Here is a 21276-nt window from a genome sequence, read left to right on the forward strand (position 1 = left end):
GACTAGCCACCGCCTGTCTGCTAGTTATCGCGCGGCCAGCGATTTGTACACGCCGCAGCCCACGTACCAGTCCCCCACCCGGCTCACGTAGGACATCTTGGTTTGCACCGCGCCGGTGGCCGGGTTGTTGATGTCGTACTCCACCCAACCCGGTGCACGGTCGGCCTGGGTCACGATGTCGCTGACCAGGCGGTCGCCTGCAATGCCTGGAATGTCCTGGACGCGGGTACCGACCTTGGCCGGGTTGCCGCCAAAGGCCAGATAGGTGCCAGCCGTGTCCAGCACAAACACATACATGTCGCGGTCATGGTAGGGCTGGGTCTTGTCGGTGATGCTGCGCAGGAATTGATCGCGCGAACTGGTCTTGTGCAGCGCCACCGCCTTGTTCACCAGGGACACCGCTTCATCGGCTGTGCCCTGCTGCAGGCGAAATGCCGCCACCGCCTGCGACAGGGTGGACGCGCGGTGCTCCAGTGCCTCTGCCTGCGAGACTGCATGCCCCACCATCTGGGCGTTGTGCTGCGTGATCTGGTCGAGTTGCTGCACGGCAGAGCTGACTTCGCTCAGGCCCGTGCTCTGCTCGGCGCTGGAGCCGGATATCTCGGTCATGCTGACCGCCACGCTGCGGATGCCGCTGGCCATGTTGGCAATGCCTTCGCCCGCCGACCGGATCAGCCCTGCGCTGGCCTCCACCTGGCTGACCGAGGCGCCGATCAGCTCGCGGATCTCCCGCGCAGCGTCGCCCGAGCGCTTGGCCAGGGTGCGCACTTCGCCCGCCACCACGGCAAAGCCCCGGCCCTGCTCACCCGCACGGGCGGCCTCCACCGCAGCATTCAGGGCTAGGATGTTGGTTTGAAAGGCAATGCTGTCGATGACGCCAATGATCTCGGTCATGCGGCGTGCGCTTTGCTGGATGGCTTCCACCGACTGCACTGCACGGGCCATGGCCTCGGCACCGGTGTCGGCAGCCTTGCGCACATCGGCGGCACGGGCATCGGCGCTGCGCGCGGTCTGTGCGTTGTTCTGCACGGCGGACGATAGCTGCTCCACGCTGGCTGCCGTCTGCTCCAGGTTGGCCGCCTGCTGTTCGGTGCGGTCTGCCAGCGACCGGTTACCCTGAGCCAGGCTTTGTCCTGCATGGGCCACCAGCGCGGCATTGCTGCGGATATCGGCCACCATGGACGACAGCGTCAGCACCATGCGGTCGAGCGACTGGGCCATGGAGCCGATCTCGTCGCGCCCATAGACGCCCGCCCGAGCGCACAAGTCGCCACGTGTGGTCTGCTCCATCGCATGCGCCAGTCCTTGTAAGTCAGACGCCAGGCCCGCATACAACGCGCAAAGGGCATATAGAACCACAGCGGCAGCCAGTGCCACACCCCACCACGGAGCATCCACGGCCGCTAACGCCAGGGCGGCCCCCATCAGCACGCCCAGCGTCATCAGTTTGCCCGGCAGGTGCCACCTGCGCATCCACCAAAGCCCGGGGCGCAGCGGTAGGAATCCAGACATCTTGTCTCCGTTATCGTTTTTGAATGTGGGCCATGCTATGTGCCCGCTCTTACGTCGGATTGACAACTCTGCGCGGTGTAAACAGTGCTTGACTCCGCGCCTCGCCCCGACCCTCGCCATAGACGGCGCGACACCCTGCACCGCGCCGTGGGCGTATGCCCTTCGCCCATAATGTCGCTCCATGAATCCCCTGCTCTCCCAACTCCAGCCTTACCCCTTCGAGCGGCTGCGGCAACTCTTTGCGGGAGTCACTCTCCCGGCGGCTTACAGCCCCATCAGCCTGGGCATGGGTGAGCCGCGCCATCCTACACCGCAGTTCATCAAAGATGCACTCAGTAACAACCTGGGCGGACTGGCCAGTTACCCTGCCACCGCCGGTGAACCCAAGCTGCGCGAGGCGTTCACCCAATGGATACGGCAGCGCTATGCGCTGACCCTGGACCCTGGCACCCAGGTGCTGCCCGTCAACGGCTCGCGTGAGGCACTGTTTGCGTTTGCGCAGACCATCATCGATCCCTCGCAAGGCCAACCGCTGGTCGTCTGCCCCAATCCGTTCTACCAAATCTACGAAGGTGCCGCCTTGCTGGCGGGGGCCCAGCCGTACTACGCAGCCAGCGACCCGGGCCGCAACTTTGCAGTGAACTGGGACGCTGTGCCCGAGGCTGTGTGGCAACGCACCCAGCTGCTCTTCGTTTGCTCCCCTGGCAACCCCACCGGCGCCGTGATGCCGCTCAGCGAGTGGAAGAAACTGTTTGAGCTGAGCGACCGCTACGGCTTTGTGATTGCCTCGGACGAGTGCTACAGCGAGATCTATTTCCGCGACGAGCCGCCCCTGGGCGGCCTGCAGGCTGCGGCGCAGCTGGGGCGTGGCGACTTCAAGAACCTGATCTCCTTCACCAGTCTGTCCAAACGCAGCAATGTGCCCGGCATGCGCAGCGGCTTCGTGGCTGGCGACGCAGCGCTGATCAAGTCTTTCTTGCTCTACCGCACCTACCACGGCAGCGCCATGAGCCCCATCGTGCAGGCCGCCAGCATCGCGGCCTGGAGTGATGAAAAGCACGTGGTGGAAAACCGGGCGCTGTACCGCAAGAAGTTTGCCCAGGTCACGCCGCTGCTGGCCGGTGTGATGGAAGTTGCCCTGCCTGATGCCGGTTTTTATCTCTGGGCCAAGGTGCCGGAAGCCCTGGGCATGGACGATGCCGAGTTCGCGCGCGCCCTGCTGGCTCAATACAATGTCACGGTGCTGCCCGGCAGCTACCTGGCCCGCGAGGCCCAAGGGAGCAACCCCGGCGCCCAGCGCGTGCGCATGGCCCTGGTGGCCGAAGCCGAAGAATGCGTGGAAGCTGCGCTGCGCATCGTGCAATTCATCCAATCCCGTACTGCCTGATCTGATCGACAACAACATGACCCAACAACTCCAAACCCTCATCGACAACGCCTGGGAAAACCGCGCCAGCCTCTCGCCAGCCGCCGCCCCCAAGGAGATACAGGACGCCGTCGAGCATGTGATTGCCGAGCTGAACAACGGCAAGCTGCGCGTGGCCACCCGCGAAGGCGTGGGCCAGTGGACCGTGCACCAGTGGATCAAGAAGGCCGTGCTGCTGTCGTTCCGTCTGAAGGACAACGAAGTCGTCAAGGCTGGCGACCTGGGCTTTTACGACAAGGTGCAGACCAAGTTTGCCCACCTGTCCGAAGAAGAAATGAAAGCCACCGGCGTGCGCGTGGTGCCTCCTGCTGTGGCCCGCCGTGGCAGCTTCATCGCCAAGGGTGCGATCCTGATGCCGTCGTACGTGAACATCGGCGCCTACGTGGGCGAAGGCACCATGGTCGACACCTGGGCCACCGTGGGTTCGTGCGCACAGATTGGCTCCAACGTGCACCTGTCGGGTGGCGTGGGCATTGGCGGTGTGCTGGAGCCTCTGCAGGCCGGCCCCACCATCATTGAAGACAACTGCTTCATCGGAGCCCGCTCCGAGGTGGTCGAAGGCGTGGTGGTCGAAGAAAACTCCGTACTGGGCATGGGTGTCTACCTGGGCCAGAGCACCCCGATCTTCAACCGTGCCACCGGCGAAATCAGCTACGGCCGCGTGCCCTCGGGCTCGGTGGTGGTCAGCGGCAACCTGCCCAAGACGGCCGCCAACGGCACGCCCTACAGCATGTACGCTGCCATCATCGTCAAGCAGGTGGACGCGCAAACCCGCTCCAAGACCAGCATCAACGACCTGCTGCGCGACTGATTTGATGGCATGAAGGTGGCCCGTTCGGCCGCCTTGCCGACAGAGACTGACAACAAGAGGGAAACACCATGAGCACGATGGAACGAATTCTTCGCCTGATGGCAGAGAAAAAGGCCTCCGACGTCTACCTGTCGGCCAACGCGCCCGCGCTGATCAAGATCAACGGCGAGTGCGTGCCCATCAACAACCAGATCCTGCCGCCCGATGCGCCGCGCAACCTGCTGTCCGAGGTGGTCCCCCCGGACCGCATCGAAGAGCTGGAAGAAACCGGCGAACTCAACATGGGTGTGCCGCTCAGCGGCGTGGGCCGTTTCCGGGTCAGCGCCATGCGCCAGCGTGGCAGCTATGCAGTGGTGATCCGCTTCATCTCGCAGCAGATTCCCGAGTTCGATTCCTTGGGCCTGCCCCCGGTGATGCGCGAACTCATCCTGGAAAAGCGTGGACTGATCCTGATGGTGGGAGCCACCGGTTCCGGCAAGAGCACCTCACTGGCATCGATGATCGATACCCGCAACGAGGCGCTCACGGGGCACATCCTCACCATCGAGGACCCAGTCGAGTACCAGTTCAAGAACAAAAAATCCATCGTCAACCAGCGCGAGATCGGCAGCGACACCCAGTCCCTGCAGACCGCCCTGAAAAACGCGCTGCGCCAGGCCCCCGACGTGATCCTGATCGGTGAAATCCGCGACCGTGAAACCATGTCGGCCGCCATTGCCTATGCTCAGTCGGGCCACCTGTGCCTGGCCACGCTGCACGGCAACAACAGCTACCACGCGCTCAACCGTATCCTGAGCTTCTACCCGGTCGAGGTGCGCCCCACCATGTTGGGAGACTTGGCATCGGCCCTCAAGGCCGTGGTGTCGCAGCGCCTGGTACGCAAGACCGACGGTGGCCGGGTCCCTGCGGTCGAGGTCATGCTCAACACCAAGCTGGTGTCCGACCTCATCGAAAAAGGCGATTTCTCGGGCGTGCGCGAGGCCATGGAAAAATCCATGGCCGAAGGATCGCAGACTTTTGAAGAAGCGCTGGCCCGCCTCATCATGGACGCACAGATCGACCGCAAGGAAGGCATGGCCTATGCCGATTCGCCCACCAACCTGATGTGGCGCCTGCAAAACGACTTTTCCCTGGCCGCCAACGCCGCCAAGGCCCAGAAAGAGGCACGCGATGCACCCGACGATACGCCGTCGTTCACCGAGATCGTGCTGGACGTCAAGCCGGCGGCGTGATGTGACGCCGTTTGAGCGGCCTGCGGAGCTCTCTATCAAGGGGACGACGCGCGCAGGGCCAAGTGCTTCTTGCTTGGCAGCTCTCTCCTGGGCCACGCAGTGCCAATGCCTGTACCCATGATCGCAGTCCGGCTGCCTGTCTCCATTCCCTCACCCCATCCCATGTCCCGTACCCTGCACCTGGCTGAACAGCTCATCTCCCTCCCTTCCATCACGCCGGAGGACGCCGGCTGCCTGGATTTGCTGGCCGCACGCCTTGCCCAGCTCGGGTTTGTGTGCGAACGACTGGACAGTGGTCCCACAGACTTCCGTGTCAGCAATTTGTGGGCAAAACGGCCAGTAGCGCCAGTGAATCATGCCTCATCCGCTATCAAAACAGTAGTATTTGCAGGCCACACCGATGTCGTCCCCACTGGCCCGCTGGCCCAGTGGAGCAGCGACCCGTTCGTGCCCACCCACAAGGACGGCAAGCTCTATGGCCGGGGTGCGAGCGACATGAAAACCTCCATCGCAGCCTTTGTGGTCGCGGTGGAAGAGTTCCTGGCGGCCACGCCCGCACCGCTGATCGAGCTGGCCTTCTTGCTGACCAGCGACGAGGAAGGTCCTTCCGTTGACGGCACCAAGGTCGTGGTCGAACAGCTCAAGGCGCGGGGCGAAAAGCTCGACTACTGCATCGTGGGCGAACCGACCTCCGTCGAAAAAACCGGCGACATGATCAAGAACGGACGGCGTGGCACCTTGAGTGGCAAGCTCAGCGTGCGCGGCATCCAGGGCCACATCGCATACCCACAACTGGCCCGCAACCCCATCCACCAGGCTCTGCCCGCCCTGGCAGAACTGGCTTCCACCGCGTGGGACAACGGCAATGCGTTCTTTCCGCCCACCAGCTGGCAGATCAGCAACATACATGGCGGTACCGGCGCCACCAACGTGATCCCGGGAGATGTGGTGATCGACTTCAATTTCCGCTTCTCGACCGAATCGACGGCCGAGGGCCTGCAGCAGCGCGTGCACGCCGTGCTCGACCGCCACGGCCTCGAATATGACCTGCGCTGGACGCTGGGCGGCCAGCCCTTCCTCACCACGCCCGGTGAGCTGGTGGGAGCTGTGCAACAGGCCATCACGGCAGAAACCGGCCTGACCACGGAACTGTCCACCACCGGCGGCACCAGCGACGGCCGTTTTATTGCACAGGTGTGTGCGCAGGTAATCGAACTGGGCCCACCCAACGCCACGATCCACAAGATCGACGAGCATGTGGTGGTGGCCGATATCGAGCCGCTCAAGAACATTTACCGCCGCACGCTGGAGAATTTGGACGCAGCGGCAAGGACCAGCATATGAGGACCGTTCTGGAACTGATCGAGTCTGTCGCTGCGCGCCTGGATGCGGCCGGGGTAGCTTTTGGCCATGGCACCACCAACGCCTTCGATGAAGCCGCGTGGCTGGTGCTCTGGGGGCTGGGCCTGCCCCTCGATGAGCTTGACAGTGTCGAAGCCATGCCAGTCTCAGGAGAGCAGCGAGACGCAGTGGAGGCGCTACTGAACGAACGTATCGGAACGCGCAAGCCCGTTGCCTACCTCACCCGAGAGGCCTGGCTCCAGGGTGTGCCCTTCTATGTGGACGAACGCGCCATCGTGCCGCGCAGCTTTATAGCCGAGCTGCTCGTGGACGGCAGTGTGGACGACTTCCTGAGTGACCGCACCCATCGGGTGCTGGATCTGTGCACGGGCAACGGCAGCCTGGCTGTTCTGGCGGCCATGGCCTGGCCTGAAGTCGAAGTGACGGGCGCCGATATCTCGCCCGACGCCCTTGCTGTCGCCCGTATCAATGTGAACAAACATGGGCTGCAGGACCGTATCACCTTGCAGTTGTCCGATGGACTGAGTGCCCTGCCCGGCCCCTGGGACCTGATCCTGTGCAACCCGCCCTACGTCAACGCTGCCAGCATGGCCGCACTGCCCAGCGAGTACCGCGCCGAGCCCGAACTGGCCCTGGCCGGTGGCACGGACGGCATGGACTTCGTGCGCCAGCTGTTTGCCGCCGCGCCCGCATGCATGAGCGAAGACGCTGTGATCATTCTGGAGATCGGCAACGAGCGCGCTTATTTTGAGGCGGCCTTTCCGCAATTGCCGGTTTTCTGGCTCGATACCAGTGCAGGCGAAGACCAGGTTTTGCTGATCACCCGGCAGGCGCTGGCTGCCCAAACCCGGCTCACGGCACAATAGAGCCCTTTACGCCACCTTTGGCAGCTGCAGCGGCTGTGCCGTTGGCAGTTGCGCTGGCCCCCAGAGTTTTGCATGCCACCCGCCTCGTGCGGGTGCGCTTTTTTCTGATTCCCGGATGATCACCCTCAAGAACGTTACCCTGCGCCGAGGCACGAAAGTCGTGCTCGACAGCGTGTCCACCACCATCAACCCCGGCGAAAGCGTCGGGCTCGTGGGCCGCAATGGCGCGGGCAAGTCCAGCCTGTTTGCGCTGCTCAGCGGCAAGCTCCATGAAGATGGCGGGGATTTTCACATCCCGTCGAGCTGGCGGATGGCCGAAGTCGCGCAGAACATGCCCGAGACCGACCAGTCGGCCACCGATTTTGTGCTCGAAGGCGACACGCGTCTGGCCGAAGTGCAACGCCAGTTGGCTGAAGCCGAGGCCAGCGACGATGGGATGGCCATTGCCCATGCCTATTCGGACCTGCATGACGCCGGCGCGCACGATGCCGTGGCGCGTGCTCAGGCGTTGATCCTGGGCCTGGGTTTTCGCGTGAGCGAACTCGACCAGCCCGTCAACAGCTTCTCCGGCGGCTGGCGCATGCGGCTACAACTGGCGCGCGCACTGATGTGCCCCAGCGATCTGCTGCTGCTGGATGAGCCCACCAACCACTTGGACTTGGACGCCCTGGTCTGGCTCGAAGCCTGGCTCAAGCGCTACGCGGGCACCATGATCGTGATCAGCCACGACCGCGAGTTCCTGGACGCCATCACCAACGTCACACTGCAAATCCAGCAAGGCGAGTTGAACCGCTACGGTGGAAACTACAGCAAGTTCGAAGAGCTGCGCGCCCAGCAGCTCGAACTGCAACAGGCCAGCTTTGCCAAGCAGCAGGAGAAGATGGCTCACCTGCAGAAATTCATCGACCGCTTCAAGGCCAAGGCCAGCAAGGCCAAGCAGGCGCAAAGCCGGGTCAAGCAACTCGAACGCATGGAGAAAATCGGGCCTGTGCTCGCCGAGGCGGACTTCACCTTCGAGTTCAAGGAACCGGCCAACTTGCCCAACCCGATGCTGGCCATCAGCGACGCCTCGTTCGGCTATGTGGACGACGAGGGTACGCCCACCACCATTCTTATGGGCGTCAACCGTTCGGTGCTGGCGGGGCAGCGCATCGGCATCCTGGGCGCCAACGGTCAGGGCAAGTCCACGCTGGTCAAGACCATTGCGCGCACCATGAAAGCATTGGGTGGCAGCATCACAGAGGGCAAGGGCCTGAACATTGGCTACTTCGCCCAGCAGGAACTCGACGTGCTGCGCCCCAGCGAAAACCCGCTGGAGCACATGATCCGCCTGGCCAAAGAGCTGGGGCCTGATGCCAAGCAACCCAGCCGCGAGCAGGATCTGCGCAGCTACCTGGGCAGCTTCAACTTCACCGGGGACATGGTCAAGCAGGCCGTGGGCACCATGAGCGGCGGTGAAAAGGCGCGCCTGGTGCTGGCCATGATCGTATGGCAGCGCCCCAACCTGCTGCTGCTGGACGAGCCTACCAACCACCTGGACCTGGCCACCCGCGAGGCCCTTGCCATGGCCCTCAACGATTTCGATGGCACTGTCATGCTGGTCAGCCACGACCGCGCCTTGTTGCGTTCGGTCTGCGAGGACTTCTGGATGGTGGGCCGGGGTGTGGTCGGCCCCTTCGACGGCGACCTGGACGACTATCAGCGTTATCTGCTCGAAGAATCCAAGCGCCTGCGCGAAGAAGCACGGCTCGCCGAACAGGCACAGGCATCCCAGGCTCCTGCAAGTGCTCCCGCCGCAACACCGGCACCCGTGGTAGCGCTGGCCTCCGTTGCTGCGTCAGCACCGGCTCCCGCTCCGTCCCCTTCGCGTGATGGTCGCGAGCAGCGCAAGCTTGACGCTCAAACGCGCCAGCAGCTGGCCGAAAAGACCCGGCCACTCAAAAAAGAGCTGGAACAGATCGATAAACGCTTGACGGCCCTGAGCGCAGAACGCACCCAATTGGAGCAAAAACTGACGGAAGCCTTGCCTCCTGCAGAGATCGCCGAGTGCGGCCGGCGATTGAAAGCCGGAAATGATGAAACGGAAAAACTGGAAGAGCGTTGGCTGGAAATTTCTTCCGAACTCGAAGAAATATCAGCGGCCTCGGTGGGCTAGAGATGTAAAGTCCTGTAAATTCTTTCCAGAATTTTCCGGACTTTCCATTGATCCATCTCGCTTCTATGCTATCAAATGTGTAGCTATTTTTAGTGTAAATCTACAGGCTATTGCGGTTGCATTTTTTTGCGAAAGGTTGTCAACGGACTGTGGACCGCCCGCGTTGTTGGTACATCACAGGAGTTTTCCACCATGAATACCACCGCAATTTTGTCCGCCTGGCCCGAAGACGAACGCGACCGCAAGCGCGCTCCAGCCCGCTTCTGAAGGCGTTGCTGCCTGGCCGATGTTGTGCAGACTGATAGAGTCTTACCCTGCATACCAAGCACAAACCATACCAATGAATGCGAAATACGGGTAGTGCAGCCTGATGTTTCCCAGGCGGACCGTAGCAAGGTCAGACTGCTCCCCCTGCAATCCTTGCAAGTCCCAACAAAAAACCCCGCAAATGCGGGGTTTTTTGTTGGTCCAAAAGGACGGAACAGCCTTTAACCCATGTGCAGGCCGCCATTGACCGAAAAGTCTGCGCCGGTGGCGTATCCGCCCTCTTCCGAGGCCAGCCAAGCGATGATCGATGCAATCTCGCTGGGCTCGCCCAGGCGTTTGACAGGCACCGTAGCGACAATCTTTTCCAGAACATCCGGGCGGATTGCCTTGACCATGTCAGTGCCAATGTAGCCTGGGCTCACCGTGTTGACGGTGACGCCCTTGGTGGCCAGTTCCTGCGCCAGGGCCATGGAGAAGCCATGCATGCCCGCCTTGGCAGCGGAATAGTTGGTTTGCCCCGCCTGGCCTTTTTCGCCGTTGACAGAGCTGATGTTGATGATGCGGCCCCAGCCCTTTTCCACCATGTCAGACACCACCTGCTTGGTGACATTGAACATGCTGTTGAGGTTGGTTTCGATCACGGCGTCCCAATCCTCGCGTGACATTTTGAGGAACATGCGGTCCCGCGTGATACCTGCGTTGTTCACCAGCACATCGATGGTGCCGTGTTCTGCCTTGGTCTTGCCAAAAGCCTCAACGGTGGAGTCCCAATCACCCACATTGCCCACTGATGCATAAAACGTGTACCCCAGGGCCTTCTGCTCTGCCAGCCACTTGGCGTGATCCCGTGTCGGGCCGCAGCCAGCGATGACCTTGAAACCGTCCTTGTGCAGGCGCTGGCAAATGGCGGTACCGATGCCTCCCATGCCACCGGTGACATACGCGACTTTCTGGCTCATGTGATTTCTCCTTGTTGATGATTGGATCAGGACCCACTCTACCGAAGAAATCGGGCACCGCCGTGAAGGAAAACACTGAAGCCCTTTCCTTTTTGACATATCCACATGCGTCATACAGTTGACGCAAGACCAGCTTAGCGGAGGGGCACCGATGTTGTGCCAGTAGACGCACCAAATTCAGGCGGTGGCTAGGCGGCTGCAGACTGCCCCGCAGGGACTGGCCCTGGACTAGGAGCCCCAGTGGGCTAAGCGTGCCGTGGCGCCAGCGGCAGGGATTCCCATCCCGGCTTGGCGAACAGATAGCCTTGCTGGTAGCGAACGCCCACCGATTTCAAATAGGCGGATTCAGCCGAGGTTTCGATACCCTCCGCCACAATGTCGATGGACAAACGCTGGCACACCAACACAATGCCGCATACGATCGCCTGCCGCACAGGGTCGCGGTCAATGCTGCGAATCAGCTCCATGTCAATCTTGAGCACATGGGGCTGGAATTGCACCAGCATGTTCAGCCCCGCGTAGCCCGCACCAAAGTCGTCGATGGCCGTGATGAGGCCTTGGCGTCGGTACTCGTTGAAGATGGACTTCAGGTGCGCACCATTGCTGACCTGCTCGCCCTCCGTCACCTCGAACATGATCCGGTTGTGCGGAAAATCGAACTCTTCAGCCGCCTCCATGGTGGCGCGGATACAGGTCTCGGGCCGGTACACCGCATTGGGCAGGAAGTTGATGCTCAGTCGGCAGTCCGGCAGGCTTGCCAGCCCCAGACGAGACGCCAACTCGATCGCCTTGACGCGGCACGCCTGGTCGAACCGGTAGCGGTTGGTGTCATTCACCCACGACAGTACCGTACCAGCCGATTCGCCATCCACACCGCGCACCAGCGCTTCGTAGGCGAACGGACGATCCAACTCCAGGTCCATGATGGGCTGGAACGCCATCGTGAAGTCGAACGGAAGCTGCGTCTTGTCACGACAGGATTGGCAGCCCACGGGTTCAAAGGGTTGGGCAAAAATGGTCACTGTCATGGGAGAACATGGTAACGCATCATTACAAAGCCGCTGCCTCGTAGTGCCACGCAGACCATGGCCCTAGCGCGGCGTTTGCGCCTGAAGCACAAAAACCGCGACCGCCTCAGCCAACCGGTCGGCTTGGCTTTTGAGGGTCGCGGCAGCGGCAGCCGATTCTTCCACCAGCGCGGCATTTTGCTGCGTCATCTGGTCGAGCAGGCCCACCGACTGGTTGACCTGCGCTATGCCGGAAGACTGGTCTCTGGCTGCGGTATGAATCTCACCCATCATGGCACTCACACGCTGTACCGATCCCACCACATCGGCCATAGTGCGACCCGCCTCGTCAGCCAGTTGCCCGCCCTGTGACGCCTTTTGCACCGATGCGCTGATCAGGCCCGAGATCTCGCGCGCCGCCTGCGCCGAGCGCTGCGCCAGCCCGCGCACTTCGGTCGCCACCACTGCGAATCCCCGCCCCTGCTCCCCGGCACGGGCTGCCTCCACAGCAGCATTGAGGGCAAGGATGTTGGTCTGAAACGCGATGGAGTCAATCACGCCCGTGATGTCTGCAATGCGGGCCGATCCCTCGTTGATATCGCGCATGGTGCGGACCACCTGGCCCACCACGTCACCACCGCGCCGGGCTACCCCTGCAGCCGACACCGCCAGCGTATTGGCCTCGGCGGACGCAGCGGCTGTCTGCCCCACGGTGCCTGTCAACTGCTCCATGCTGGCAGACGTGGCTTGCAAACTACTGGCTGCATGTTCGGTCCGAACAGACAGGTCTTGCGCTCCGCTTGCTATTTCTTCGCACGCCACCGCCATGCCGGCTGCGGCCTGCTGCACGGTAGCTACGGTCTGATGCATGCGGTCCAAGGCTTCCTTGAGTGCCCGTCCGCCTAGCGTGTGCACTGACAAGCTCGACATGTCCAGCATGATGCGGTCGCCATGCGCCAGCGACGCAGTCAACCGCCGCAGCTCGGCGGATTCTTGGGCCGTTCGGCCCATCTTCACGGCCAGGATAACCTCCAGCACCGTCTGGATCACCACATACAGCGCGTGCAACATCACCTGACCCAGGTCAGGGGCAGTGATGCAATACAGGCCGACCCCTGCCGCTTGGAGACGATCAAACAACACATGGTGCACTGCAAACAACGCAGCCGCCCAGACAATCGGCCGCCAGTCCAGATACACCAACAAGAGCGCCAGCGTCACGAAGACACCGAAATGGAACTCCAGCATGCCCCGGGCCAGCTGGATATGCAGCGCTACCAGACTGACCTGCACAAACGACAACACCAGACGCGATACCAGAGTGCCCGGAGCCAAAGCATAGGCCAGCGCAGCAACCGAGCCCAGCACCAACACTGCGGTCAACGCCAGTACTGAATCGACAAATTGCAAGCCCAGCGCGATGGCTGCGAGCGAACTCAGCCCGATCGCAGCCAGGATGACGCGGTCGCCGAGCAAGGCTCCAGAGGCCAACCCATCAGCACCCTGTGAGAAATCCGCCGGGTGCTCAGAAAAAATAGACATTGAGATCGAAAATTTACCGTGATGTATAAATTATAAACTAATCGGTAATTTTCCGACCAAAAATTCACAATTCGAAAGTAGACAAAAAAAGGCCGCATGGACATGCGGCCTCTTCGTTGTCGCCAGCAGCCTGGTCGATCAAAAACTCGGCAAGGACGTCACACCCGAAGCCCCGGACGATGGCATGGCTTCAGCGCTCCAAAGCCAGCGACACCCCCATGCCGCCGCCAATACACAATGCGGCCAGGCCCTTCTTGGCATCGCGGCGCTGCATTTCGTGCAGCAGTGTGACCAGGATGCGGCAGCCGGACGCGCCGATGGGGTGGCCAATGGCGATGGCTCCGCCGTTCACGTTGACTTTGGCGGGGTCAATGGCCAGCTCCTTGTTCACAGCGCAGGCCTGGGCGGCGAAGGCTTCGTTCAGCTCGAACAGGTCCACATCGGCGGCGTTCCAGCCTGCGCGCTGCAAGGCCTTGCGCGAGGCAGGCACGGGGCCCATGCCCATGGTGGCAGGGTCCAGGCCGCTGGTACCAAAAGCGGCGATGCGCGCCAGGGGCTTGAGGCCAAGGGCGGCAGCCTTCTTGGCGCTCATCACCACCACAGCAGCGGCGCCATCGTTCAGGCCCGATGCGTTGCCGGCGGTCACGCTGCCCGCCTTGTCAAAGGCGGGGCGCAGGCCGGCCAGGGCTTCAGCGTTGGTCTTGCGGTTGAGGTACTCGTCGGTGTTGAACAGGATGGGGTCACCCTTCTTCTGCGCCAGGCTCACGCCGACGATTTCATCAGCGAACCTGCCAGCATCTTGTGCAGCAGCTGCCTTCTGCTGGCTGGCCAGGGCCAGTGCGTCCTGCATGTCGCGGGTGATACCGTATTGCTTGGCCACGTTTTCAGCAGTGATGCCCATGTGGTACTGGTTGTACACGTCCCACAGGCCGTCCACGATCATGGTGTCGATCAGCTTCCAGTCGCCCATGCGCTGGCCGTCACGCGAGTTGGGCAGCACGTGCGGCGCCAGGCTCATGCTCTCCTGGCCACCGGCCACGACGATCTCGCTGTCGCCCCAGGCCACGGCCTGGGCGGCAAGCATCACTGCCTTCAGGCCGGAGCCGCACACCGCATTGATGGTGAGTGCAGGGGTTTCCTTGGCCACACCCGCCTTCATGGAAGCCTGACGCGCGGGGTTCTGGCCCACGCCAGCTGCCAGCACCTGGCCCATGATGACTTCGCCGATCTGATCGGACGAGAGACCTGCGCGCGCGATGGCTTCGCGGATCACGATGGCTCCGAGTTCGGTCGCGGGTGTCTTGGCCAGCGAGCCACCAAACTTGCCCACAGCAGTGCGAGCGGCCGAAACGATGACGATGTCTTCCATGGAATGTCCTTGTAGTGGTGAGTGGTGGTTCAGTGATTCTCGCAGCGCCAAAAGTCAGGACTTTTGCGTATCAGGCTTTCTGCTTGACGTATCTACCGGGCGCGGGTTCGATGGCCTTGAATTTGGTGCCTTTGCCGTAGCTTCTGGGCGCGGCAATCTGTTTGCCCGCATGGCCCTTGAGCCAGCCCGACCAGTCGGTCCACCAGCTGCCGGGGTGCTCAGTGGCGCCTTCAAGCCATTGGTCCAGCGTGGCGGGGAACTTGCCGTCGGCGCGGATCCAGTGGCTGCGCTTGCCCTTGGCGGGCGGGTTGATCACCCCCGCGATGTGGCCTGACGCACCCATCACAAAACGCTTCTTGCCCGGCAGCACCTGGGTGGATGCATAGGCGGCCGTGGCCGGAACGATGTGGTCTTCGCGCGAGCCGTAGATGTAGACAGGCAGGTCGAGGCTGCCCAGGTCCAGCTTCTCGCCGCACACGGTAAGCTTGCCCGGCTTGACCAGGTTGTTTTCCAGGTAAAAATTGCGCAGGTACCAGGCGTAGAACGGGCCGGGCAGGTTGGTGCTGTCGCTGTTCCAGTACAGCAGGTCAAACGGCGGCGGCGTTTCGCCCTTGAGGTAGTTGCCCACCACGTAGTTCCAGACCAGGTCGTTGGGCCGCAAAAAGCTGAAGGTGGACGCCAGGTCCTGCCCCTTCATGAGCCCACCCTTGCCCATCTGCATCTCGCGGAACTTCACGAAGGCTTCGTCGATGAAGACATCGAGGATGCCCGTGTCAGTGAAGTCGATCAGCGTGGTCAAGAAGGTGGCACTGGCCACGGGCCCGTCGCCGCGCGCTGCCAGCACGGCCAGCGCATTGGACAAGATGGTGCCGCCCACACAAAAGCCCAGCGCATTGATCTGCTCGGAGCCAGTGATGTTTTGCACCACATCGATAGCGGCCATGGCGCCGTCTTCCACGTAGTCGTCCCAGGTCTTGTGGGCCAGGCTGTCATCAGGGTTGCGCCAGCTCACCACAAAGGTGCGGTGGCCTTGTTCAACGGCGTAGCGGATCAGCGAGTTCTCGGGCTGTAGGTCGAGGATATAGAACTTGTTGATGCAGGGCGGCACCAGCAGAAATGGGCGCTCGTACACTTTGGCCGTGAGGGGCTTGTATTCGAGCAGCTGGAACAACTCGTTCTCGTACACCACCGCACCTTCAGTGGTGGCCACATTGCGGCCTACCTCGAAAAGGCTTTCGTCGGTCATCGACACATGGCCCTGGGTGATGTCGTGCAACAGATTTTGCATGCCCTTGGCAATACTCTCGCCCTTGGTCTCGATGGCTTTTTTCTGCGCTTCGGCGTTGAAGGCGAGGAAATTGCTGGGTGCCATGGCAGCCATCCACTGCTCCACGCCAAATCGGATGCGGGCCTTGGTCTTTTCGTCGGCCTCCACCGCTTCGGCCAGCCCCATCAGGGTGCGGGCGTTGAGCAGGTAGGCGGCGGCAGAAAACGCCGCCACCGGGTTGCTGGCCCAGCCCTCGCCGGCAAAACGTTTGTCCTTGACCTGGGGGGTGCCCTGCAGGCCCTGCGCCCAGAGGTCCTGGGCTTCTTTGAGGTACTGCTGCTGCAGTGCCTGCAGCTTGGTTTGCGACAGTTTCAGGGGTGCAGCTGCGGGTACCTGCGTCCCCAGGTCCAGTTTCTGAAACGATTGCAACGCCTGCGACCAGCTTTGCCCGAAAATCTGCTGGAACTGCTGGGCACTCTCGGCCCAGGGTGATTCAGAAGTCATGCTCATTCCTCAATGGTTGGTCGCTCACAGCGGCTGGGGCCTGGTTTTTGTCTCGCGGGTTCATTGTTGCCCACCCCCATGGTGCATGGCAACGAATTCAACGCTTTCAGTGCACACAAACCAATGTACCTCATCGTCATCGCCTGGACCTACGTCACGCTCATGATGGCGGTGGCCGAGGCCACCAGTCCCCAGGGCACCGTGCTGGGTGCCATCATCACTTTTGCCTTGTACGGCCTGCTGCCCATGGGCATCCTGGTCTACATCCTGGGCACGCCCTCGCGCAAGCGCAAGATCAAGGCCCGGGAGGCGGCGGAACAGGCCGCATACGACGCGGAGCACGCTGCGGCCCACGCGAGCGCTGCTCCAGTTGCGTCAGCGCCGTCAGCCGCGCCAGATGCAGGCGGCCAGACGCCCGCTGCCGCCGAGAGGGGCGCTGTCGCGGCGGTGCGAAAAGAACCTTGAGGCCTGCGTGACGGTGCACCACGGCGCGGTGCCGTCGTTGCCATAGATGTGGGTGATGCCCATGGCACGCAGCCGCAGCCGGGCCAGCCCCGCCAGATCGCACAGGTACTTGCCGGGCGCATCGGCCCGGGCCACAAAGCAGGAGGCAGCTGCTCCGATCAATGCGTCCTGCGTGGCGTCCTGGGCATCGCAAAACGCAGCACGCACATCGGCCCCCACCTCAAAAGCCGTTGGGCCGATGCAGGGCCCCAGCCAGGCCAGCGTGTCGGCGGCCACGTGAGGAACCTCAACTGCGGGCACCGCCATTGCTCCGCTTTTGATAGCTACTTGCACATGGCCCACTAGCGCTTGGTGGCAAAACCCCTTAAAAACAGCCTCCAACACACCCAGCCCTGCATGCCCCGCCAGCCCCCGCCATCCAGCGTGGGCAGCCGCCACGACCTGGCCGGAACGGTGGGCCAGCAACACTGGCAGGCAGTCGGCCACCATGATGGTGCAGACGGCACCTGGCGCGCTGGCCATACAGGCATCGGCCTCGGTGCCGTCAGGGGTCTGCCCGTCGAGCAGCACCACGCCATCGCCGTGCACCTGGTTCAAAAACACGGCGCGGGCGCCCGGCGTCGTGGCCTGCAGGACAGCCTGCAAGGTCTGCCGGTTGGCGGCAACCGCCACCGGATCGTCGCCCACATGGGTGCCCAGGTTCAGCCGGTCATAGGGTGCGCGGCTGACACCCCCCGCCCGCGTGGTGAACAGCGCATGCACACCGGGCGGCGCGGGCCAGTCGGGCACCAGCCAGTCAGCGATGCTGCCCGCAGGCGCGGCCGACGCGGACGCCAGCAGGTTGGTCACGCTTCGTTGTCCGGACAGGCCGATGGCCGCGCCTGCTGGAACGCAGGCAGCCCCATGCAGGCGTCAAACACCCCCATGGTGAGCGGCAGGCCGTCCAGGCTGACATTGAAGCGCTGGGCGTTGAAGATCTGCGGCACCAGGCAGCAGTCGGCCAGCGTGGGCGTATCACCCCAGCACAGCACCGAGGGCGCCATGCCCTGCGCTGCGCGCTCTTGTGCCAGCAACTCCAGTTGCCGCTCGAAAGACTCCAGCCCGTTGCGCACCCAGTGGTGGTACCAGGCGTTCTTGGCGTCCTCCTCCACCTTCAGGTCGCGCACCAGGTACTTGAGCACGCGCAGGTTATTGAGCGGATGGATCTCGCACGCCACCATCTGTGCCAGCGCCCGCACCCGCGCGCGGGCCAGCGGCGTGGCGGGGAGCAGGGCGGGCGTGGGGTGGGTTTCGTCCAGGTATTCGATGATGGCCATGGACTGCGACAGCGCTGTACCCCCGTCGGTCACCAGCGTGGGCACCAGTGCGTCACCGATACGGCGCTGGTATTCGGGGTCCTTGTGTTCGCCCTTGACGAGGTGCACGGGCAGGTAGTCATAGTCCAGACCCTTGAGCTGCAGCGCAATGCGCACGCGGAACGAAGCGGAGGAGCGGAAGTAGTTGTACAGCTGCATGGAAGAACGGAGCCTCTGGTGGGTCAGTGAGGGATACGGAACCGGCGCACCGTGGAGCCAGCATGCCGCAGATGACAGGCCTCTGCGGCCTGAGAGCGCGGGGCGTGCAGGTCAGGCGCCCGAAGTGCCTGCCGGGTCCTGGTGGTTGTAAACGACTTTGGAGAGCAGCACCATCAGGTCGGCACTTTCCTGGGCGGTGAGCGGCGCGGTCAGGCGCTCTTGCACTCGCTGCGCGGCGTCACGCATCTGCAGTGCAGCCACTTCACCTTCGGGGGTGATCCACAGCAGCTTGCGGCGGCGGTCGCGGGTGTCGGGCTCACGGCGGATCCAGCCGCGCTTTTCCAGGCGCCCGATCACGGAACCCGAAGTGGCTGCATCAAAAGCCACGCGGGCTGCCAGGGTGACCTGGTCTTCGCCCGGTTGGGCCAGCAGCTCGTGCAGGATGGCGAACTGCACCGGCGTCACATCAAATCCGGCCGTTTCTTCCATGAAAAGTGCCACGGTCCGCTGGTGGGCGCGGCGCACCAGGTGGCCCGGCGTGTTGTGGAAATCGAAGCTCTTTGCCATGGGCGCGAGTGTAGCGCCCCCCAGCAGAGGGGCCGCGCCCATGGCACACTGCCGCACCGGGGCGTGCATGGTTTGGCGCCCGCCGTTTTTCAGTGGCATCTCCAAAACAATTGAAAGGCAGACATGAGCTACGTGTTTTCTCCGGCCCCCGTGGTCAGCGTGCCCGTGGTGGGCAGCGGCGAGCGGTTTCCGGTGCACCGCATCTACTGCGTGGGCCGCAACTACGAAGAACACGCCAAGGAGATGGGTTTCACCGGCCGTGAGCCACCGTTCTTCTTCCTCAAGCCTGCTGACGCCATCGTGGTCGTCAACGCGGGCGAAACCGGACAGCTGCCCTACCCCAGCCTGACCGCCAACCTGCACCATGAGATCGAGCTGGTGGTGGCCATTGGCAAGGGTGGCAAGAACATCCAGGCCGCAGACGCGTTTGCGCACATCTATGGCTACGCCGTGGGCCTGGACATGACCCGCCGCGACCTGCAGAACGACATGAAGAAACAGGGCCGCCCCTGGTGCATCGGCAAGGGCTTTGATGCCAGCGCACCCATCGGCCCCATCACCCCGGCGGCCCAGGCAGGCGATGTGGCCAATGCATCCATCTGGCTGCAGGTCAACGGAGCGGACCGCCAGCGCAGCACGGTAACCCAGCTGATCTGGAACATTGCCGAGACGATCGAGCACCTGTCCGCCGCGTGGGAGTTGCAGCCCGGCGATCTGATCTACACCGGCACCCCTGAGGGCGTGGGCGCCGTGGTGCGTGGAGATACGCTCGAAGGCGGCGTGGCAGGCCTCACACCCTTGCGCCTGGCCGTGGTGTGAAGACCTCCGGGCGGCCGCCACTGCCCGGCAGACCATTTGCCACACACCGCCTCGTCCTGCTATGCTTTTCATAGCTGTTTGCGCATGTTGCACCAGCGCTACCGGCCATTTTGACCTTAAAACCCCTGCATGACCTACCGCAGCCCCATCAAACATTGCCGCGCCTGTGGCACCGCCGTGGTGTATCGCCTGCCGGACGACGGCGACACCAAACAGCGTGCGGTCTGCCCCGCCTGCAACACGGTGCACTACGAGAACCCGCTCAATGTAGTGGGCACGGTGCCCGCGCTGCCCGACGGCCGCATCCTGCTGTGCAAGCGCAACATCGAACCCCGTTGGGGCAAATGGACGTTGCCCGCAGGCTTCATGGAGCTGGACGAAACCACGGCCCAGGGCGCGGCCCGAGAAACCGATGAGGAAGCCGGTGCGCAGATCGAGATTGGCCCCCTATTCAGCCTGCTGAACGTGCGCCGCGTGGGCCAGGTGCACCTGTTCTACCGCGCCACGCTGCTGAGCGACCAGTTCAACCCTGGCTACGAAACCATCGAGGCGCGGCTGTTTGCCGAAGACGAGGTGCCCTGGGACGAACTGGCCTTCCGCACCGTGAAAGAAACGCTGGAGTGCTACTTTGCCGACCGCAAGGCGGGCACCATGGGCATGCATTTCATCGACATTGAATAGGCCCTGCAATGACGGTTGTCACGCCCAATGCATCGACAGCATTGCCCGCATTGCCCACCCAGGCCAGCGCGCCGCCCGATGGCATGCCGACCTACCGCCTGCTCACCGGCCCTGACGACGCCAGCTTTTGTCGCCGCGTGAGCGACGCGCTGGCGCTGGGCTATCGCCTGTACGGCTCCCCTGCGGCCACTTTCAACGGGCACACCGTGATCGTGGCGCAGGCCATCGTGTGGCCGGGCACCGTGGTCTGACTGAGTGGCCATTCGATATGGCCGCTGTCTCAACGCACCTGCCGCGCGCAGCCACTCAAGGCTTGGCAGGAATCACGATGACGGTGTTGCCGTCGCCCGAGCTCCCGGCACTGCCGGTGTTTCCGGTGTTTCCGGTATTGCCCTTGCTGCCGGTGTTGCCCGTATTTCCCTTGGCGCCGGTGGCACCCGTGTCGCCCTGGTAGCCAGTAGCCCCCTGCATGCCAGTAGCGCCGGTGCTGCCCTGCCCACCGGTGGCTCCTGTCGAGCCCGTAGACCCCATGCTGCCCGTGGCACCTGTGTAGCCCGTATTGCCCTGGTTGCCCGTGGCTCCCGTCGCGCCGGTATAGCCGGTATTGCCTGTCTTGCCGGTGTAACCCGTGTTGCCGGTATTGCCCTGCGCGCCCGGAGGGCCCATGGGGCCAGTGCAGGCGCCCAGAGTGAGGGTGGCCAGTACCAGCAAGGTGGTGGTGATTGTTTTCATGGTGAGTCCTTTGGCGTTGCATGCAGCCCAACGACTGCATGGGCCACTGTGCGGGACACACCTGGCAAGGTCTGTTCGCTTGCGCGCTTAGCGTGGGCGGCAACCGACGGGCGCGGCCTTTGGCGACAACGTCCTACACCGTGCGCTGGCCGCCACCCAGATTGCCCAGCCTATCAAGCCGCCAGTGCGCTCCATGCCGAAATGCCACGGGGGAATACC

At 63.0% G+C, this 21276-nt stretch carries 20 protein-coding genes; 10 read left to right on the forward strand and 10 right to left on the reverse strand.

What is annotated here, in order from left to right; genetic code table 11:
• Nucleotides 1-24: 24 nt before the first annotated feature.
• Nucleotides 25-1512 (reverse strand): methyl-accepting chemotaxis protein, encoded by a 1488-nt coding sequence (locus AC1Q64_RS14350; protein ID WP_492251790.1) that lies wholly within the window; start codon nt 1510-1512, stop codon nt 25-27.
• Nucleotides 1513-1693: 181 nt separating this feature from the next.
• On the opposite strand from AC1Q64_RS14350, the gene dapC reads away from it, so the two are divergent.
• The 6 genes from dapC to AC1Q64_RS14380 all read left to right on the forward strand — a co-directional run bounded on the left by dapC (nt 1694) and on the right by AC1Q64_RS14380 (nt 9364).
• Nucleotides 1694-2899, forward strand: a complete 1206-nt coding sequence (dapC, locus tag AC1Q64_RS14355) for a succinyldiaminopimelate transaminase (RefSeq protein ID WP_291435797.1) — start codon at nt 1694-1696, stop codon at nt 2897-2899.
• Between the two features lie 16 nt (nt 2900-2915).
• Nucleotides 2916-3749 carry a 2,3,4,5-tetrahydropyridine-2,6-dicarboxylate N-succinyltransferase gene (dapD, locus tag AC1Q64_RS14360; RefSeq protein WP_056744941.1) on the forward strand — a complete coding sequence of 278 codons (834 nt, stop codon included), beginning with the start codon at nt 2916-2918 and terminating at the stop codon, nt 3747-3749.
• Nucleotides 3750-3817: 68 nt separating this feature from the next.
• Nucleotides 3818-4981: a PilT/PilU family type 4a pilus ATPase gene (locus AC1Q64_RS14365; RefSeq protein ID WP_056744943.1), complete on the forward strand. Its 1164-nt coding sequence runs from the start codon at nt 3818-3820 to the stop codon at nt 4979-4981.
• A 162-nt stretch (nt 4982-5143) separates the two neighbouring features.
• Nucleotides 5144-6325, forward strand: a complete 1182-nt coding sequence (gene dapE / locus AC1Q64_RS14370; RefSeq protein WP_492251791.1) for a succinyl-diaminopimelate desuccinylase — start codon at nt 5144-5146, stop codon at nt 6323-6325.
• Complete coding sequence (gene prmB, locus AC1Q64_RS14375; RefSeq protein WP_492251792.1) at nt 6322-7209, forward strand: 50S ribosomal protein L3 N(5)-glutamine methyltransferase; 888 nt, start codon at nt 6322-6324, stop codon at nt 7207-7209. The genes dapE and prmB overlap by 4 nt, the downstream gene beginning before the upstream one ends.
• Before the next feature lie 115 nt (nt 7210-7324).
• Complete coding sequence (locus tag AC1Q64_RS14380) at nt 7325-9364, forward strand: ABC-F family ATP-binding cassette domain-containing protein (protein ID WP_492251793.1); 2040 nt, start codon at nt 7325-7327, stop codon at nt 9362-9364.
• A 488-nt stretch (nt 9365-9852) separates the two neighbouring features.
• On the opposite strand, the gene phbB is transcribed toward AC1Q64_RS14380, so the two are convergent.
• The 5 genes from phbB to AC1Q64_RS14405 form a co-directional block, all read right to left on the reverse strand.
• On the reverse strand, nt 9853-10590 hold the full coding sequence (gene phbB / locus AC1Q64_RS14385; protein WP_291435809.1) for an acetoacetyl-CoA reductase: 738 nt from the start codon (nt 10588-10590) through the stop codon (nt 9853-9855).
• A 245-nt stretch (nt 10591-10835) separates the two neighbouring features.
• Nucleotides 10836-11618, reverse strand: a complete 783-nt coding sequence (locus AC1Q64_RS14390) for an EAL domain-containing protein (RefSeq protein WP_291435811.1) — start codon at nt 11616-11618, stop codon at nt 10836-10838.
• 63 nt (nt 11619-11681) lie between these two features.
• Complete coding sequence (locus AC1Q64_RS14395; RefSeq protein WP_492251794.1) at nt 11682-13139, reverse strand: methyl-accepting chemotaxis protein; 1458 nt, start codon at nt 13137-13139, stop codon at nt 11682-11684.
• Nucleotides 13140-13329: 190 nt separating this feature from the next.
• Entirely contained in the window at nt 13330-14508 is a 1179-nt protein-coding gene (locus tag AC1Q64_RS14400; protein ID WP_492251795.1) for an acetyl-CoA C-acetyltransferase, read from the reverse strand.
• A gap of 70 nt (nt 14509-14578) precedes the next feature.
• Nucleotides 14579-16279, reverse strand: a complete 1701-nt coding sequence (locus tag AC1Q64_RS14405; protein ID WP_492251796.1) for a PHA/PHB synthase family protein — start codon at nt 16277-16279, stop codon at nt 14579-14581.
• A gap of 123 nt (nt 16280-16402) precedes the next feature.
• On the opposite strand from AC1Q64_RS14405, the gene AC1Q64_RS14410 reads away from it, so the two are divergent.
• Nucleotides 16403-16744, forward strand: coding sequence for a hypothetical protein (locus tag AC1Q64_RS14410; RefSeq protein WP_291435818.1), 342 nt, complete (start codon nt 16403-16405; stop codon nt 16742-16744).
• Here AC1Q64_RS14410 and AC1Q64_RS14415 read toward each other — a convergent pair.
• The 3 genes from AC1Q64_RS14415 to AC1Q64_RS14425 form a co-directional block, all read right to left on the reverse strand.
• A complete protein-coding gene (locus AC1Q64_RS14415; protein ID WP_492251797.1) occupies nt 16664-17593 on the reverse strand; it encodes a purine nucleoside phosphorylase YfiH/LACC1 family protein in 930 nt (309 codons plus the stop codon). The genes AC1Q64_RS14410 and AC1Q64_RS14415 overlap by 81 nt on opposite strands.
• Nucleotides 17590-18258 (reverse strand): maleylacetoacetate isomerase, encoded by a 669-nt coding sequence (gene maiA / locus AC1Q64_RS14420; RefSeq protein ID WP_492251798.1) that lies wholly within the window; start codon nt 18256-18258, stop codon nt 17590-17592. Before maiA ends, AC1Q64_RS14415 begins: the two co-directional genes overlap by 4 nt.
• A 111-nt stretch (nt 18259-18369) precedes the next feature.
• The gene (locus AC1Q64_RS14425) at nt 18370-18825 is read right to left on the reverse strand and encodes a MarR family winged helix-turn-helix transcriptional regulator (RefSeq protein ID WP_043566498.1); all 456 of its coding nucleotides are present in this window, start codon (nt 18823-18825) and stop codon (nt 18370-18372) included.
• A 123-nt stretch (nt 18826-18948) separates the two neighbouring features.
• Between AC1Q64_RS14425 and AC1Q64_RS14430 the strand changes: the two genes are divergently transcribed.
• The 3 genes from AC1Q64_RS14430 to AC1Q64_RS14440 all read left to right on the forward strand — a co-directional run bounded on the left by AC1Q64_RS14430 (nt 18949) and on the right by AC1Q64_RS14440 (nt 20576).
• Entirely contained in the window at nt 18949-19644 is a 696-nt protein-coding gene (locus AC1Q64_RS14430) for a fumarylacetoacetate hydrolase family protein (RefSeq protein ID WP_492251799.1), read from the forward strand.
• Between the two features lie 129 nt (nt 19645-19773).
• A complete protein-coding gene (locus AC1Q64_RS14435) occupies nt 19774-20325 on the forward strand; it encodes an NUDIX hydrolase (protein WP_015014179.1) in 552 nt (183 codons plus the stop codon).
• Nucleotides 20326-20333: 8 nt separating this feature from the next.
• Nucleotides 20334-20576, forward strand: coding sequence for a DUF1737 domain-containing protein (locus AC1Q64_RS14440; protein WP_492251800.1), 243 nt, complete (start codon nt 20334-20336; stop codon nt 20574-20576).
• 55 nt (nt 20577-20631) lie between these two features.
• On the opposite strand, the gene AC1Q64_RS14445 is transcribed toward AC1Q64_RS14440, so the two are convergent.
• Nucleotides 20632-21057 (reverse strand): collagen-like protein, encoded by a 426-nt coding sequence (locus AC1Q64_RS14445; RefSeq protein WP_492251801.1) that lies wholly within the window; start codon nt 21055-21057, stop codon nt 20632-20634.
• Between the last annotated feature and the right edge of the window lie 219 nt (nt 21058-21276).

The sequence above is a fragment of the Acidovorax sp. GW835-FHT14G06 genome (genome assembly GCF_058793595.1).